General features: G+C 60.2%; 16 protein-coding genes. 6 read left to right on the plus strand and 10 right to left on the minus strand.

Annotated elements, in window-relative coordinates; translation table 11 throughout:
- Positions 1-122 precede the first annotated feature (122 nt).
- The 5 genes from ACA053_RS07480 to ACA053_RS07500 form a co-directional block, all read right to left on the minus strand.
- Entirely contained in the window at positions 123-482 is a 360-nt protein-coding gene (locus tag ACA053_RS07480) for a DUF6124 family protein (protein ID WP_497394881.1), read from the minus strand.
- Between the two features lie 696 nt (positions 483-1,178).
- The gene (lapD, locus tag ACA053_RS07485; RefSeq protein WP_497394883.1) at positions 1,179-3,119 is read right to left on the minus strand and encodes a cyclic di-GMP receptor LapD; all 1,941 of its coding nucleotides are present in this window, start codon (positions 3,117-3,119) and stop codon (positions 1,179-1,181) included.
- Between the two features lie 22 nt (positions 3,120-3,141).
- The gene (gene lapG, locus ACA053_RS07490; RefSeq protein WP_497316360.1) at positions 3,142-3,849 is read right to left on the minus strand and encodes a cysteine protease LapG; all 708 of its coding nucleotides are present in this window, start codon (positions 3,847-3,849) and stop codon (positions 3,142-3,144) included.
- A 254-nt stretch (positions 3,850-4,103) separates the two neighbouring features.
- Positions 4,104-4,499, minus strand: a complete 396-nt coding sequence (locus ACA053_RS07495; RefSeq protein ID WP_109628523.1) for a YbaN family protein — start codon at positions 4,497-4,499, stop codon at positions 4,104-4,106.
- A gap of 10 nt (positions 4,500-4,509) precedes the next feature.
- On the minus strand, positions 4,510-5,097 hold the full coding sequence (locus ACA053_RS07500) for a UPF0149 family protein (protein ID WP_010461974.1): 588 nt from the start codon (positions 5,095-5,097) through the stop codon (positions 4,510-4,512).
- A gap of 400 nt (positions 5,098-5,497) precedes the next feature.
- Between ACA053_RS07500 and recQ the strand changes: the two genes are divergently transcribed.
- The 4 genes from recQ to ACA053_RS07520 all read left to right on the plus strand — a co-directional run bounded on the left by recQ (position 5,498) and on the right by ACA053_RS07520 (position 10,403).
- Positions 5,498-7,624 (plus strand): DNA helicase RecQ, encoded by a 2,127-nt coding sequence (gene recQ, locus ACA053_RS07505; RefSeq protein ID WP_497394885.1) that lies wholly within the window; start codon positions 5,498-5,500, stop codon positions 7,622-7,624.
- Positions 7,625-7,743: 119 nt separating this feature from the next.
- Complete coding sequence (locus ACA053_RS07510; RefSeq protein WP_010461972.1) at positions 7,744-8,178, plus strand: MarR family transcriptional regulator; 435 nt, start codon at positions 7,744-7,746, stop codon at positions 8,176-8,178.
- A gap of 128 nt (positions 8,179-8,306) precedes the next feature.
- Positions 8,307-10,070: a motility hub landmark protein FimV gene (locus ACA053_RS07515; protein WP_497394887.1), complete on the plus strand. Its 1,764-nt coding sequence runs from the start codon at positions 8,307-8,309 to the stop codon at positions 10,068-10,070.
- Positions 10,071-10,115: 45 nt separating this feature from the next.
- A complete protein-coding gene (locus tag ACA053_RS07520; protein ID WP_497394889.1) occupies positions 10,116-10,403 on the plus strand; it encodes an Rdx family protein in 288 nt (95 codons plus the stop codon).
- Here ACA053_RS07520 and ACA053_RS07525 read toward each other — a convergent pair.
- Together ACA053_RS07525 and ACA053_RS07530 are read right to left on the minus strand one after the other, a co-directional pair.
- Positions 10,397-11,290, minus strand: coding sequence for a DMT family transporter (locus ACA053_RS07525; protein WP_109628525.1), 894 nt, complete (start codon positions 11,288-11,290; stop codon positions 10,397-10,399). The genes ACA053_RS07520 and ACA053_RS07525 overlap by 7 nt on opposite strands.
- 72 nt (positions 11,291-11,362) lie before the next feature.
- Positions 11,363-12,127 carry a helix-turn-helix transcriptional regulator gene (locus ACA053_RS07530; protein WP_109628526.1) on the minus strand — a complete coding sequence of 255 codons (765 nt, stop codon included), beginning with the start codon at positions 12,125-12,127 and terminating at the stop codon, positions 11,363-11,365.
- Between the two features lie 129 nt (positions 12,128-12,256).
- On the opposite strand from ACA053_RS07530, the gene ACA053_RS07535 reads away from it, so the two are divergent.
- The gene (locus tag ACA053_RS07535; RefSeq protein WP_497316369.1) at positions 12,257-13,072 is read left to right on the plus strand and encodes a UDP-2,3-diacylglucosamine diphosphatase; all 816 of its coding nucleotides are present in this window, start codon (positions 12,257-12,259) and stop codon (positions 13,070-13,072) included.
- A 137-nt stretch (positions 13,073-13,209) separates the two neighbouring features.
- On the opposite strand, the gene ACA053_RS07540 is transcribed toward ACA053_RS07535, so the two are convergent.
- Both ACA053_RS07540 and ACA053_RS07545 read right to left on the minus strand, forming a co-directional pair.
- Positions 13,210-13,800, minus strand: coding sequence for an HD domain-containing protein (locus tag ACA053_RS07540; RefSeq protein WP_497316371.1), 591 nt, complete (start codon positions 13,798-13,800; stop codon positions 13,210-13,212).
- Between the two features lie 98 nt (positions 13,801-13,898).
- Positions 13,899-14,210: an Mpo1-like protein gene (locus ACA053_RS07545; protein WP_109628529.1), complete on the minus strand. Its 312-nt coding sequence runs from the start codon at positions 14,208-14,210 to the stop codon at positions 13,899-13,901.
- Between the two features lie 163 nt (positions 14,211-14,373).
- Between ACA053_RS07545 and ACA053_RS07550 the strand changes: the two genes are divergently transcribed.
- Complete coding sequence (locus ACA053_RS07550) at positions 14,374-15,435, plus strand: AraC family transcriptional regulator (protein ID WP_218277777.1); 1,062 nt, start codon at positions 14,374-14,376, stop codon at positions 15,433-15,435.
- On the opposite strand, the gene ACA053_RS07555 is transcribed toward ACA053_RS07550, so the two are convergent.
- Entirely contained in the window at positions 15,392-16,846 is a 1,455-nt protein-coding gene (locus ACA053_RS07555; protein WP_109628531.1) for a TrkH family potassium uptake protein, read from the minus strand. The two genes, ACA053_RS07550 and ACA053_RS07555, sit on opposite strands and share 44 nt — an antisense overlap.
- Between the last annotated feature and the right edge of the window lie 36 nt (positions 16,847-16,882).

A 16,882-nucleotide genomic window follows, 5' to 3' on the forward strand; every position in this document is an offset into this window, starting at 1 on the left:
CCCTAAAAAATCAGCCATCGCAGTGAATCAAGCAGACCGCGTGTACTGGGTCTACGACTGCTTCGCAGCCGAACGGGGATAAATCCCCTCGCCACAGGTAAGCGTTTGTCGCAGGTTCTTCGCTAACCCTGCGGAACAAAATTATCCAGCATCCGATTCACCGCCAATTCCCCCAGCATCACCACCTGCTGAATCCCCAGCACCGTATTGCGATGTGACCCCTCCATCAACCCCGCAAAATTACTCAGCATCACACTCGCCGACGCCAGGGTTTCACAGGCATTGACCAGCAGGGTTTCGTCATTGGTGTCGGGGGCGATGGAATAAATCGTGCTGGGTTTGCGCGGGGTGTCTTTGGGAATGACCGGTTTGAGGTAGTAGTCGAGCGCGCGGTCGGCGGCTTCGTTGAGTTTTTTGGAATCGTGGGTTTCGTAGGGGGAAACGTCGTCGGTTTCGGGTGGGTTGGGTGTGATCTTGAACATTTGAAGCTCCTTGATTAATGGAGCTACCACGGTTCGCTGCGAAACGAGAGTAGGTGGCAGCTGTGCGCAGGTTCGCAGACCGGGAATCAAGGAACCCGGCAGACCCGAAGATCTCCCGCGCACAGCCGCCATAACGCAATAAAGTAGACGAAAAAAAACGCCAACTGAAAGGAAACGGTGGCGCTATGCGCCTTGATTGACCCGGGCTGCGAAACCCGACCACTGATAGGCAGTGGCAGGGAAACGATAGAGGCCGGGCCCAAGGCGCACAAGCCGGCGGATTCTGGCGCAGTCGTAGGCAGCGGCGCAAGGATGTGTAGCCTCAGAGAGTGTCTGAAGATGTGTGTTAAACATCGACGTTTAATACTTATTCAAGGTCCGGTGACCACGCACCGAATGGATAAATAGATCCGCCCCTTTTTACCCTCTGGAATCGCCATCGCGAGCAGGCTCATTCCCTCATTTTGATCTTCAGTGAACACAAAACAGGCGAACAACCCAGATCACTGTGGGAACGAGCTTGCTCGCGAAGAGGCCCGATAGCCCCCCACAAAATTCGCAGCCTGAAACGCCACAGGACAGTGTTCGTCGCAGGATTCGCGCTAGCCCTGCGAAATGATCCAGCATCCGATTCACCGCCTGCCTGGCTGGCACATCTGATAGCTGATGCCAACTTTTAAACCACGGTCATGCCCCTCACATAGGTTCCGGCGGCCCAATCAGCCTTCCCATCACCCCAAACAACCCCAACTCCCGAATCACCTCCAATTCCCCTTTGGTCTCGACCATCTCCGCTATCAACGGCAAATCAATGCTGTTGGTCGCCCTGTAAATCGCATCAATAAACAGCCGCTTGTCACTCTGCTCATCAATGTGGCGGATGTACGCCCCATCGATTTTCAAGTACGCCAACCCCAACTGAGTCAAGTTGCCGATCTGACTGAAGCTGCCGCCAAAGTGCTGCAAGCCGATGCGGTAACCGGTGTCGAGCAGGCTGTGGCTCAGGTGTTGTAATTCGTCGGGGGGCGGTAGTTGGCGTTCGTCGATTTCCAGTATCAGCAGATGGGCCAGCTCGGGCAGTGATTCGAGCATGTCGATGATTTGCCGCAGTTGCGCCGGGTCGCGCAAGCTGCTGCCGGACAGGCTTAACGCCAGTGGCCAACGGTTGACGATGAGGTAGTCGAGGGTGGCTTCGAGCATCGCCAGATCGAACCGTGCCGACCAGCCTAGGCGTTCGATCCACGGCAGGAAGTGTCCAGCCGCTATTGCTTCGCCATGCGGATCGATCAGGCGCGCGAGGACTTTGTGGTGCAGCACCTGGCTGGTGTCGGCGCATTGCACCACGGGTTGAAAATAAAGCTGCATTTTGCCCTCGGTGAGGGCGTCGTCGATCCAGGTGCGCCAGTCGTGTTGGGTATGGTTCGTTGCGGTATCGGAACGTGCCAGATGCACCCACGGCCGTTCGGGATGTTGCTGCGCCTGGGCCAGCGCTTGATCGAGGCGCAGCAGCACGTCGCTGGCCGGTTCGCCGGGCTGATAGGCAACCACGCCCAAGTGCGCCACGGGCATGCAATCGCTGGCGCCCGTCAGGCGCAGGTTTTCCAGGGTGGCGCTGATTTCCGAGGCGAGGCGGGCGGCACCGGTGCTGTCCAGGCCTGGTGTCAGCAGGCTGAATTCGCCGCCACGGTTGCGCGCCGCCAGCCAGGTACGTCGTTCCGGCAGCTGCGTCAGACGCTTGAGCAGTTCGCCGACGGCGCTGATCAGCCCGTCGGTGCGCAGTCCGCCCAGGCGTTGGTTGAGGCCGATCAGATCGTTGATCCGCAGCATCAGTAAATGGCCGTCGCTGCTTTGTTCGCCAACCAGCAAATGATCGGCCAATTGTTCATCCAGCAAGCGTCGATTGGCCAGGCCCGTGAGGCCGTCCTGATAGGACTCGGCGCGCAGTTTTTCGCTGCGCGTGGCCTCTTCGGCGAACAGCGCCTTGAGCTTTTCGACCATCTGATTCATGGCCAGCACCACGCGTTTCAACTCGGGTGTGCGCGGCAGTTTCGGCAGGCTTACGAACTCGCGTTTGCTGATGGCTTGCGCCTGTTTGACCATCTTGTCGAGCGGGCGCAATTGCCGACGCAGCAACCAACCACCGAACACGGCGCTGAGCAGTCCGCAGATCAACAGCCAGATCAGGCTGCCAAGGGTGCTGTCCCAGAGTTTGGCCAGGGCGAACTGCGGATTGCTCAGCACTTCGACCCTCGCCACCTGTTCCCAGCCGCGCGTGATCAGCGCATCGCCGCCTTCCGGGCGCAGGTTGACCAGACCCACAAACCAGCCCGGCACGCCTTCGATCTTTGCCGGTGCGATACGCTCCACCAACACCTTTTCATCAACGATAGTGACGACACGGATGCTGCGGAAATAGCCGCTGTCGAAAATCGAGCTGACCAACAGTTCGGTCATTGCCGGGTCGTCAATCTGCGCGGTCAGCGACAGGCCCAGCGCGGTGGCGGCGTCCTGAGCGTGAGAGCGCAACTGGCCGAGCATCTGTTCGCGAGAGCTTTCCAGGCTGACAAAAAAACTGCCGCTGAAGGCCACCAGCAAGAACAGGCAAATGGCGAGAAACAACTGTTTGCGCAGTGACATAAAACACTCCTTGCGACGGCGACTAGCCTTCGCCCACGGCGAAACCTTCGGCTTGCATCTTCTTCAACACGTCCTGCCAGCGGGACAATTTCTTCGAGTCGCTGCTACGTTTGCCGCCATTGGCCCCCGGCAGGTACAGACCTTCGGCGTTGAAGGCGTACACCGGCAACAGGTCTTTGCGTTGGGAGGCGGGGCGGATCTCGCCGATCAGGTTGTCGAGCACCAGCGGCTCGGCCGTGGGGCTGCTGTAGAAGGTCAGCACCATGTGCGCCTGGTTCTGGCTCAGGGCCTTGACGTAGGTGATGCGCAGCTTCTCGCTGGGAATCCCGAGTTGGCGCAGGCTGAAATATTTCGCCAGGGCGTAGTCTTCGCAATCGGCGGCGCCCTTGATCAAGGATTCTTCCGGCGTGGCCCAGTAATCGGTCTGACGCCAGATGCGCGTGTCGTCCTGAAAATTCAGCTGTTGATTGAAGAAGCGATTGACTGCGTCCAGTTGCTCGCGCTCGGGTTGGTTGAGTTCGCTCTTGAGCATTTGACTCCAGGCCTCGATTCTTCCTTGGGCGGGGCCGAGCGGGCCGTAGCGCTTTTCGGCGATTTGCAGGATCTGCGTAAATTCCCAGTCGGCCCAGACACTGCTCAGTCCCGTCAGCAGAAAACTCGCCAGCAGCAGCCATCCGCCGAGCCGAAGTCGGAGCGTTTGCCATCCTGGACTACGCCGGCGACGGGACATGTCTGGCTGCTCGGGTGCAGATGACTGAAGTCTAGGCGGAGTTTTCAGCGAGGCAGGACAAATTGTCGGGTGGTGAGGGGGTGGCAGATTGCTTTTGTGGCGAGGGGACTTGTCCCCGTTCGGCTGCGCAGCAGTCGTCAAACCAGGCAATGCGGTGTGTCAGAAGGAAATGGGTTGCAGGGTTTGGGGTCGCTTCGCAACCCAACGGGGACAAGTCCCCTCGCCACAAGAGCCCTTACAGCTCAGGGCTTGAGTCAGGGCTTTTTCAGGGTTTTCTGTTTGAGGATGTAGATCGTCACCAGCACCGCGCTGGTCAGCATGAACCCGCGCGCCCACGGCAGGGGCACCAGGTAGCAGGAGAAGAGGATGCTCACCCACATCAGGCCGATGGCGTAGACCTTGCCCTTGAGCGGGATGCCGTTGCCGTCGAGGTAGTCGCGAATCCACGGGCCGAGCCGTGGATGCCCCACCAGCCACTGATAAAACCGTGGCGAACTGCGGGCGAAGCAGGCAGCCGCCAACAGCAGGAAAGGCGTGGTGGGCAATACCGGCAGGAAAATACCGATCACCCCCAGCGCTACGCTCAGCCAGCCGATGGCCAGCAGTACGTAACGCAACATCAGGGAGCGGTTGCCTATGGGGTTGTCCATAGGCAAAACCTTAGTGGTGACGTGGCTTGAGGATCGCCGGTTTTTCGTCTGGCGCCTGGCACAGCAGGTACAGCGCGGTCAGGGCTTCCGGGATCTGCACGATCATGTCGTCCATCAGGTTGGCGTCTTTGGCGATGTCTTCGAACTCAGGCTGTTCGTCGAACAGACCCGAACCGACCATGATCGGCAGCAGCATTTCGCTGACTTCGTCTTCGGCGGTTTCGAACCAGGCCGCTTCGCGCAGGAACACGCCTTCCATGAAACCGATGCACCAGCCGCGCAGGTCGGAATCGTCCGGCTCTTCGCCCAGGTCCAGGTCGCATGGCAGCTCGAACTCTTCATCGGAAGCCAGTTGGCGGGCGATGTGAGCCTTGAGGGCCAGCAGGGTGGATTCGATCGCTTCACGCTCGGTGTCGTCGGCGTAATGCGGCTCTTCGGCGAAGAGGGCGTCGATCCATTCACGATCCGGAACCTCTTCGGAACAGATCGAAAGCGCAGTGAGGTAGCCGTGGGCGGCCACGTAGTCCAGCGCCTCGTCATGCAGTTCGTCGGCGTCGAGGAAGACTTGCAAACGGGTTAGTTGCTCAGCGAAGGACATTAAAGGGCTACCTTGGGGAATTAACAGATGCGGGAATTCTAGGCCTTCTTGAGCGCTCAGGCCAGCCGCGCGGGATATTTGCACCCCGGAACACCACAATCGCTGTGGTAGCGGGCTTGCTCGCGAAGGCGTCGTGTCAGGCAGCATTAATGTCGACTGATACTCCGCCTTCGCGAGCAAGCCCGCTCCCACAGGTTGCGCGGTGTTTGTCCTTGCGTGTCTTCTCAGCGGCACCCTTTGCCGGGCAGGCGTCGGGTATACTCGCGCGTTTTGTGATGCCCTGCTGGCGTCGCGGCTGTGATGTGAAGCGTCATGCAATGCGTACTTACGATTTGTCAGTGCAGCCTGCGTGGTTCTGAACCAGCCTTGCAGGGATGTTTTTGTGATATTTGGAGTTTTTATGCTCGAACAGGCTCAACGCGTCCTCAAGGACATCTTCGGCTACGACAGTTTCCGTGGCCGCCAGGGTGCAATCATTGAGCGCGTGGCCAGTGGCGGCGACGCCCTGGTGCTGATGCCTACCGGTGGCGGCAAATCCCTCTGTTTCCAGGTGCCGGCGCTGCTGCGCGAAGGCCTGGCCGTGGTGGTGTCGCCGCTGATCGCACTGATGGACGATCAGGTCGCGACCCTCGAAGAGCTCGGCGTCGCTGCCGCCGCATTGAACTCCACGCTGAGCGCCGAACAGCAGCGTGATCTTGCTGCGCGAATCAAGCGCGGCGAAGTGAAGATGCTGTATCTGGCGCCCGAGCGTCTGGTCCAGCCCCGCATGTTGGCCTTCCTGCAAAGTCTTGAAATCGCCCTGTTCGCCATCGATGAAGCGCACTGCGTGTCCCAATGGGGCCATGACTTCCGTCGCGAATACCTGCAACTGGGCCAGTTGGCGGAACTGTTCCCCAACGTCCCGCGCATTGCCCTGACGGCCACGGCCGACAAGCGCACCCGCGAAGAAATCGTTGATCGTCTGCATTTACAGGATGCCGAGCGCTTCCTGTCGAGCTTCGACCGTCCGAACATTTTTTACCGCATCGTGCCCAAGGAACAGCCGCGCAAGCAGTTGCTGGCGTTCCTCGCCGAGCGCCGCAGTGATGCCGGCATCGTCTATTGCCTGTCGCGCAAGAAAGTCGACGAAGTCGCGGTATTCCTCAGCGAACAAGGCTTCCCGGCGCTGCCGTACCACGCCGGTCTGCCCAATGACACCCGGGCCCATCACCAGAAGCGCTTCCTCAACGAAGAAGGCCTGATCATGGTCGCCACCGTGGCGTTCGGCATGGGCATCGACAAGCCCAACGTGCGCTTTGTCGCTCACCTCGATTTGCCGAAATCCCTTGAGGCGTACTACCAGGAAACCGGTCGCGGCGGTCGTGATGGGCTGCCGGCGGATGCCTGGATGGCCTACGGCCTGCAAGACGTGGTGATGCTCAAGCAGATGCTGCAAAACTCCGAGGGTGATGAGCGCCACAAGCGTCTGGAGCAGCACAAGCTCGACGCCATGCTCTCGCTCTGCGAAGAAACCCGCTGCCGTCGGCAAACGTTGCTGGCCTACTTCGACGAAGACATGCCCGAGCCGTGCGGCCATTGCGACAACTGCGTCGATGGCGTGCAGACCTGGGACGCCACCGAGCCGGCCCGTCAGGCGCTCTCGGCGATTTACCGCACCGGTCAGCGATATGGTGTCGGGCATCTGGTGGACGTGCTGCTGGGCAAGGACAACGAAAAGGTCCGCAGCTTCGGCCATCAACACCTGTCGGTGTACGGCGTCGGCAAGGCCATGGGCGAGAGTGAATGGCGCTCGCTGTTCCGCCAGCTGGTGGCCCGTGGTCTGGCCGACATTGACCTCGAAGGCTACGGCGGCTTGCGCCTGAGCGACACCTGCCGGCCGCTGCTCAAGGGCGAAGTAACCCTGGAACTGCGCCGCGACCTCAAGCCGCAAACCACCGCCAAAAGCAGCAAGAGCCAGGCGAGCCAATTGGTTCGCGGCGAAGAACGCGAACAGTGGGAAGCCTTGCGCGCCTTGCGTCGCAAACTCGCCGAGGAACACGGCGTGCCGCCGTACGTCATCTTCCCCGACTCCACACTGCTGGAAATGCTCCGCAGCCAGCCGACCTCGCTGGCGGAAATGGCCACGGTCAGCGGTGTCGGCGCACGCAAGCTCGAACGCTACGGCGAGGCCTTCCTCGAAGTGCTGGGCGGTCAGGTCGAGGCGCCGAAAGTCGTCGCCGACGTGCGCCACGAGCTGATCACCCTCGCTCGCGCCGGCATGACGCCGTTGCAGATCGCCAGCCAGCTGCAATGCTCGGAAAAGAACGTCTACACCATGCTCGCCGAAGCGATCGGCAAGCAGCAGTTGTCGTTGGAGCAAGCGCTGGACCTGCCCGAGGAATTGATGGGCGAGGTTCAGGATGCGTTCCTCGATGGCGAGGGCGAACTGCCACCGGTGTCGGAGATTGCCGCGCTGTTCGCCGGTCGAGTGCCGGAAGGTGTCTTGTACTGCGTTCGGGCGGCACTGCAGTCCGAATTTGAGGTTTAAATGACCTGTTACAGTGATGTAACGATTCACTACAGACCAGACCTTGCCTCAAGCCAACGGTCATGCTTAGCTGACTAATAATTAGTTTTTCTCTATTTCAGTCTAATCATGAGTGTTTTATGCCGTTAACCGATCAACACCGCTTTGGCATGCAACTGGCCCAGATGTCTCGCGGCTGGCGTGCCGAACTGGATCGCCGCCTGGCGGGTCTGGGTCTGTCTCAGGCGCGCTGGCTGGTGCTGCTGCACTTGGCGCGCTTCGAAGAAGCACCGACCCAGCGTGAACTGGCGCAAAGCGTCGGCGTCGAAGGCCCGACCCTGGCGCGCTTGCTCGACAGCCTGGAAACCCAGGGCCTGGTCCAGCGTCAATCGGTACTGGAAGACCGCCGGGCGAAAAAAATCGTCCTCTGTGCCCCGGCCCGTCCTCTGATCGAACAAATTGAAACCATTGCCACGCAACTGCGCCGTGAACTGTTCGACGGCGTCGACGAGGCGGACTTGAAGGTGTGCATGCGGGTCCACGGGCACATTCTGGCCAACCTGGAAAAATCTTGAGGCATAACCGCGCGTCAGCTTTTTGAGATACCCCGTTGGGCAGACTATAAAGAACTACTAGGCAATATCGTGTTCGTACCGGATGTGCGAACGCGTACAGGTTGGTTCTGGTTATCTAAGGGATGCTCATGCTCGAGAGTTGGCACGTTGTTTTGCGGTGTTGCGCCAGGCTGCTTCTGGTCGGTGGTGCTGTCACTTACTCGGCATTGGCCCCTGCGCTGGGATTGGGCGACATCACTCTTCATTCCGCGTTGAATCAGCCGTTGCGTGCTGACATCGCACTGGTGGATGTGGGTGGGCTGGAGGAGGGCGAGCTCTCGGTCAGCCTGGCGACAGCAGAGGAATTCACTCGTGCCGGCGTCGATCGGGTGTTCTTCCTCAACGACCTGAAGTTCACGCCGATCCTGCGGGGCAACCGCAGCCTGATTCGGGTGACCTCTAACAAACCGGTCAATGAGCCTTTCCTGAATTTCATGGTGCAGCTCAATCAGCCCAACGGCCGTTTGCTGCGCGAGTACACGGTGCTGATCGATCCGCCGGGCTCTCCGGGGATCGTGCCGTCCGACGACGAACCCGCCGCCAGCCCGCAAAACTCTCCATTCCCGAGCGTCAAACCGGCCACTGCGGCGGCACCCGCGGCGAAGAAGTCGGCGCCAGCACCTGCCGCCGTTCAACCTGCCGCACCTGTGCCCGATCCGGTTGCCGAACAACTGGCCGCCAGCGTGCTGCAAAACCAGCAGCTGCAAAAAACCATCGATGAGCTCAATGCAAAGCTTCAGGCTCAGGACGAGCAGATTGCGGGCCAGAAAAAACAGGTAACCGAACTGCAAACCCAATTGGCAGAGGTCAACCAGACGCCGCCGGTGACGCCGGCAGCGGTGGCGTCTGCCCCCGTCGTCGTTGAAGAACCCGAGGCTAGCCACTGGCCGCTGATCATCGGCTTGCTGGCGCTGATTGCGTTGGTGTTGTTTGGGCTGTTTGTTCGACGTCGGCGCCAGCAGCTTCAGGCGTTGCCCGATTCATCGCCCGTTTCACCAGCGCCACATGAGCCGGTACTAGAACGTCCGGCGCAACCGTCGGTGCAACAGCCCATAATCAAACCCGCTCCCGACCATCGTGAAGAAACGTCACCCGGCGATGTGCTGGAAGGTGTCGGTATTTACCTGGCCTATGGCCGTTTTTCCGAAGCGGTCGGTTTGTTGCGAGAAGCATTGGTCAAGGAACCACAGCGCGAAGAGCTGGGCGTGCAACTGCTGGAAGTCCTCGGCAAACAAGGCGACGTACCGGCTTACGACGCACAGGAAAAAAACCTGCGTGACGGCGGGTTCGACGAAGACAAGCTTCAGGCCATCCGCGCCCGCTCCCCGAAGCTCGGCAATGCGCCACCGGTGGCCAGCGCGGCAGTCATCGCTGCCGTACCAGCCGCAGCTGCCGACGAGTTCCAGTTGAACCTGGATGACCTGTCCATGGATTCCAGCTGGGATCTGATCAGCCCTTTCGACAACGCATCCACCGCCAAACCTTCGAATGAACCGTTACCCGCAACAGAACCTGCATTCGCTTCGAACCTGCACGTGTTGCCCGATGTGTTCGAGATGCCTGAAGAGTCGACGCTGGATGAACCCGAGCTTGAGTGGGTCGCCGAACCGGACTCACAGGCGCTGGACGGCGACTTTCTCGACGAATTCAGCGATGCCGACCCGTCACTGGAACTTGAGCCGTTAAATCCGCAGCCAGCCGATCCGACCAGCGCCGACAAACTGGAACAAGCCCAGACCTGCATCGATGACGGGGATCTGGACAGCGCCATCGAACTGCTCAACGAGTTGCTCAAGGAAGGTGATGAGCCGCTCAAGCAGACCGCCCGGAGCCTGTTGGCCGGAATCCGCTGAGCCTCTACTATAGCGGCGCCCTCTGGCTCAGGAGTCTTGCCCATCATGACCACGCATAAACCGGAAATCACCATCACCTATTGCACGCAATGCCAATGGCTGTTGCGTGCGGCCTGGCTGGCTCAGGAACTGCTCAGCACCTTCGGCGACGACCTGGGCAAAGTGTCGCTGGTGCCCGGCACCGGTGGGGTGTTCCATATTTTCTGTGGCGATGTACAGATCTGGGAGCGCAAGGCCGACGGCGGATTCCCCGACGCCAAGGTACTCAAACAGCGGGTTCGCGATCAGATCGACCCTGACCGCGACCTCGGCCACAACGACCGCACTCAGTGAGATGCGGCCTCGGCGGCCACAGTCTTTTTGCTTGAACCGCCAGACAATCTGCTGGAGACGACTATCGCGACGATGATCAAGGCGCCGCCGATCAGCATGCGCAACGTCGGGTTTTCATCGAATAACAGCCAGGCCATGGTGATCCCGTAAACCGGCTCCAGGGCAAACACCACGGCGGCGGTGCGCGCCTTGATCACCGCCAGGCTGGCGACGAACAAGCTGTGAGCGACGCCGGTGCAGAACACTCCGAGCAAACCGATCCACAGCCAGTCGATGGCGCGGACTTCGCTCAACTGCGGCGCCGCCACCGGCAGCAGGCACAGCGCGACCACCACGTTCTGACACAGCGCCGCCTGCACCGGCGGGATTCTGCCGGAGCTGGCGCGGTTGGTCAGCGACAGCAGGGCGAACAGCAAGCCTGAACCGACCGCCCACAGAAGGCCCGTGGTGGCACCGCTCGCCAGATCGAAGTCAGGCGTGACCAGCACCAGACCAATGCTCACCAGCACCACCAACAGGATTTCATTGGCGCGGATCCGCTCCCGGAATATCAGCCCTTCGAGGATGACGGTAAACGCCGGGAAGCTGGCGAAACCCAGGGTCGCGATCGCCACGCCGGCGACTTTCACCGCAATGAAGAAACTCACCCAGTGCCCGGCCAGCAGCAAACCGCTGAGCAGCAGACGGCGCAAGTCCTGCGCCTCGAGTTTGTACCAGCGCGTGTTGCTGGCGAACCGCGCGAACACCGCCAGGGCGAGCACGGCAAATGCCGCCCGGCCAAACACGATGACGGCGGGGGAGGCGGCAGCGAGTTTGCCGAACACACCGGTCAGGCCGAACATCAGTGCGCCGATATGCAGGGCGCCAAGGGCGGTACGGGGAGTCATTGCGATCCTTAACAACAAGACAAACAGAGAGGAACATTGAACCGCGCCACACACGCTGTGTCTGTCGCCAGACTATCGTCCTTTGTCGCCAGCCTCGCGCCGCAATTCGCCCGGGGTCTGGCCAAACTCGCGCAACACCGCCGCCGCAAATGCACTTTGAGAACTGTAACCGACCCGACTGGCGATCTCACCGATGGGCAATGGTGAATCCCGCAGCAGTCCCACCGCAATATGCAGCCGCCGACTGCGGATGTAATCCATTGGCGTCTGCCCGCATTCAGCGACAAACCGCGCATGCAAGCGGGCGCTGGAGAGACCGGCGACGCGCGCCAGATCGGCGACTTGCAGCGGATACGCCGCGTACTGATCGATATGCGCATTCAACGCCGCATACGGCAGGCGCCGGCCGCCCACGACTTCAGGCTTGGCGTTATTGAGGCTGGCCAACAACAACACCGCGCCTTGCTGGGCAATCAGCGGGTCACTGACCTGGCTGCCCGCCAGCCAACTCACCAGTTGGCTTTGCCCTGCATCCAGCGGCAGCCGGCCAGCATTATCGAGCAAACGACGGCTGGCGTCGGCGTGATCGCCAAGGGACTGCGAAACCCATTGATCGCTCGGTATATCCAGCACCAGACAACGGCTGCCATTGCTGCTGCCGCAGGCATGATGGAAACCCGACGGCACCACCACGAAACTCTGCTGAACCACCTGGCTGCCATGCCCGTCGACCTCGAAGTCCAGCGCACCCGACAGCCCGAACACCAGTTGCGCGTGGTCGTGGCTGTGGACGATCAGGTCTTTGGTGTATTGGCGAAGCGTGAGGATCGGTCTCATCGCAGGTCTCCAGGTGAAGATGCGGCCAGTCTACACCGGCCGGGCGTTGTCACAGGATTGACTCGCGGTTGTCATGGGCAATTAACCGGACCGGCGCAAGCTTGCCAAAACTTGCCCAGAGTGTTGCCCATGACCAGCGCCGAGCTCGCCAAACCCAGCCGTAAGCAACGTGTGCGGACCTTGTGGATTTCCGATGTGCATCTGGGCACCCGGGACTGCCAGGCCGAACACCTGTCGCAGTTTCTCAAGGGCTACCACGCGGACAAGATCTACCTGGTCGGCGACATCATCGACGGCTGGAAACTGCGCGGCGGCATGTACTGGCCTCAAGCGCACACTAACGTGATCCGCCGCCTGCTGACCATGAGCAAACGCGGCACCGAGGTGATCTACGTCACCGGCAACCACGACGAATTCCTGCGCCGCTATTCGAAGCTGATCCTGGGCAACATCCACCTGGTGGACGAAGCGGTGCACGTGACCGCCGATGGTCGCCATCTGCTGGTGATTCATGGCGACCAATTCGATGTGATCACCCGGTATCACCGCTGGCTGGCCTTTCTCGGCGACTCGGCCTACGAGTTCACCCTGACCCTCAACCGCTGGCTGAATCACTGGCGCGCCCGTTATGGCTACGGCTACTGGTCGTTGTCGGCCTACCTCAAGCACAAGGTCAAAACCGCGGTCAGTTTCATCAGTGATTTCGAAGAAGCCATCGCCCACGAGTGCGTGAAACGCGAGTTGCATGGGGTGGTGTGCGGGCACATTCACCATGCCGAGATTCGCAAGGTCGGCGGGGTGGACTACCTCAATTGCGGGGATTGGGTCGAGTCGTGCACGGCGTTGATCGAGCATTGGGACGGGTCGATCGAGTTATACCGGTTGGCGGATGCGCAGGCGCGGGAGGCCGAATTGAAAGCCATTAAAATTGCCGAGCCCGCCTAAAAGTCAGTGTGCGAGGTCTGGCCCCATCGCGAGCAGGCTCGCTCCCACAGTTTTGATCGTATTTTCCTGAAAAAACTCGGTCACCTGTGGGAGCGAGCCTGCTCGCGATGGACTGCGCAGCGGTCCCGCGGGATCTATCAGGCTGGCGAATGTAATTCCATCGCCGCCTTGTAGATCGAGTGCTTCGGATGCGCAAACAAGCGCTCCATCATCGGCTCAAAGAAGCTTAGCGGTAACGTCTCGTACGCCGGATCAAATGCCGCCGCATCGTATTGGGCGCAGAACTCGATGGTCGCCTGATACTGCGGATGCCCGCTGAATTGCTCGCGCAAATGCCGATCCATCCCCAGGTGATGAAAGAAGTAATACCCCTGGAATATCCCGTGCTTCTCAACCATCCACAGATTCTCGGCGCTGACGAACGGCTTGAGGATCGCCGCAGCAATGTCCGGATGATTGTAGGAACCCAGTGTGTCGCCGATGTCGTGAAGCAGCGCGCAGACCACATATTCTTCATCTCGGCCATCGCGCCAGGCACGGCTGGCGGTCTGCAAGGAATGGGTCAGACGATCCACCGGGAAGCCGCCAAAATCACCCTCCAGTAATTTCAGGTGCGCCACAATTCGTGACGGCAACTGCTTGGCATAGGCACTGAAGTCGGCGGCGATGATCGCCCAGTCTTCCTGCGTGCCATCCTTCATGTGGGTGAATCGTGCATTGGCGTTCATCAGCTATCCTCTTGTTCTATCGAAAGGGATGTCTTGAGTGTAGGACTTGGATCCAATGCCGCACTGGCTACGCAGGACGCTTTGGTGGCCAATGGAGCCTAGAACGGCACGCGACCCAGAAGCATGTCGCGGTACATGACAAAGTCGCCGAGCAGGCTATAAAGAGGATGCTGGAACGTGGCGGGGCGGTTTTTCTCGAAGAAGAAATGCCCGATCCAGGCGAAGCTGTAACCCGCCAGCGGCAAGGCCAGCAGCATCAACCAGGCGCCTTTGCCGATGGTCAGTGCCAGGATGAGGATGACCAGGCTGGTACCGACAAAATGCAGGCGTCGACAGGTGCTGTTGCTGTGTTCGCTGAGGTAATACGGGTAGAACTCAGCGAAGCTGTTGAAACGTCTGATGTTTTCCACGACTGCGATCTCTGTGGTTGTTGTTCTGATTGCAAGTTGTTCTGCGGGTAGCTTATTTGAGTCTAGAGTGATCATTGGCATCAGCCAGTGACAATGGGCGCCACTTTAGTATCCTTCGAAAACTTGCCGCGGTAGACGGCTCACAAAACAGTAAGTAAACGCCATGAGCGAACGAACGACTTCTGCAAGCTGGGCGATGGGGATTGTCAAAGCACTGGAGATGGACGGCCTGGATTGCCGGGTTCTGTTCAAGCAGCTGGGGCTCGATTACGCCTCTCTGGATGATCCGGATGCGCGCTTTCCGCAAGATTCCATGACACGCCTGTGGCAGCGCGCGGTCGAGCTGTCCGGCAACCCGGCGATTGGCCTGAACATGGGCAAAGTGGTGCGACCGGCTTCCTTTCATGTGGCCGGCTACGCGCTGATGTCGAGCCAGACCCTGGCCGAAGGCTTTCAGCGGCTGGTGCGTTATCAGCGGATCATTGCCGAAAGTGCCGACCTTAGTTTCCGTCTGCTGGATGAAGGTTATGCGCTGATTCTGACGGTGCATGGCGATCACTTGCCGCCAACCCGGCAGAGTGCCGAAGCGTCACTGGCCTGTGCGCTGGCGCTGTGCGGCTGGTTGACCGGGCGCACTTTGCAACCGCGCAAGGTGCTGATCCAGGGCGATCAGCCTGTCGATCTCGAACCCTATAAACAAGCGTTTCATGCGCCAATGGTGTTCAACGCGCCTTATGACGCCTTGATCTTCGAGCGTGCCGACATGGAGGCGCCGCTGCCGACGGCCAACGAGGCGATGGCGCTGTTGCATGACCGGTTTGCCGGCGAATACCTGGCGCGGTTTTCCGAGAGTCGCGTGACCCACAAGGCGCGCCAGGTACTGTGCCGGTTGCTGCCACAGGGCGAACCCAAGCGCGATACGGTTGCGCAGACGCTGCACTTGTCGCAACGCACCTTGCAGCGCCGCTTGCAGGAAGAAGGCACGAGTTTTCAGACGTTGCTGGATGACACGCGCCGTGAACTGGCCGAGCAATACCTGGCGCAGCCCACAATGACTTTGCTGGAAATTGCCTACCTGCTGGGGTTCGCCGATCCGAGCAACTTCTTCCGTGCCTTCAGGCGCTGGTTCGACGCGACGCCCGGCGAGTACCGGGCGCGGCTGTCAGAGACGCCCGCGGTTGTCAGTGCCGCCAGAACGCAGGAATACACAGAACAAACACCGTAATGATCTCCAGTCGGCCCAGCAGCATGCCGAACGAGAGAATCCACTTGGCGGCGTCCGGCAGGGTGGCGAAGTTACCCGCCGGGCCGATGGTCTCGCCCAAGCCCGGGCCGACGCCGGACACGGTGCTGGCGGCGCCGGTCAGGGCGGTCATCCAGTCGACACCAAGCAGCGATAGCAGCAACGCAATCACGCAGATGGTGATGGCGAAGAAGAACGAAAAGGTCAGGATCGACCGCACGATCTCTTCGTCGAGACGGTGGCCGTTGTACTTCTGCTTGATCACCGCGCGCGGGTGAATCAATTGGTTAAGGTTGGCCTTGAGCAGGATATAGGCGACCTGGAAGCGGAAAATCTTGATCCCGCCAGCCGTCGAGCCCGAGCAACCGCCGACAAAACCCAGATAGAAGAACAGCATCAGCGAGAAGTTGCCCCACAGGCTGTAATCCCCCAGTGCAAATCCTGTCGTCGTGACGACCGAGGTCACGTTCAGCGCCACATGCCGCAACGCTTCGAGCCAATGCAGTTGGGTGGTCCACCAGTACCAGGTGCCCAGCACCAGCCAGGTCACCAGCAACATACCGAGCAAGCCTTGAACCTGCTGATCCTTGATCAGTGCCCGACGGTTGCCGCGCAAGGTCGCCACGTACAGGGTGAACGGCAGGCTGCCGAGAATCATGATGACAATCGCCACCCAGTGCACCGCCGGTTGCGTCCACTTCGCCAGGGATTGGTCCGAGGTGGAGAACCCGCCCGTGGAGATCGCCGACATCGCATGGTTGATCGCATCGAACGGGCTCATCCCGGCCCACCAGAACGCCAGGCTGCCGAGGATGGTGATGCCCACGTAAGCGGCAACGATCAAGCGCGCCACCATGTGCGAACGGGGCATGACCTTTTCGGAGCGGTCAGACGACTCAGTCTGAAACAGCCGCATGCCACCGATTCGCAGCAACGGCAGAATCGCTACCGCCATGCCGATAAAGCCGATGCCGCCGATCCAGTGCAGCAACGAGCGCCACATCAGGATGCCGGGGGACATGTCGTCGAGGTGGTTCAGCACGGTTGCCCCGGTTGCCGTGATGCCGGACATGCTTTCGAAGAACGAGTCGGTGTAGCTGATGTGTTGGGTCAGCAGAAACGGCAACGCGGCGAAAATGCACACGACCAGCCAACTGCTGACGGTCAGCAGGTACATGTCGCGCGGACGCAGATGCACGTGCTCCGGGCGACCGGGGATCACCAGTGCGAGGCCGGCGACAAAGGTGATCATGCTCGCCCAGAGGAACGACGGCAGATCGCCCGTGCGTTCGAAAATCACCAGCGTGGCCATGGGCACGACCATGGCGATGGCCAGCGTGATCAGGAAGATGCCGATGATGAAACCAATAGTCCGTAAGGTCGGCAACGCCATGAAGTCCGCTCGGGCTGAAGAAGGGAAGGCCGCCAT

It is taken from the genome of Pseudomonas sp. LBUM1672 (genome assembly GCF_059695655.1).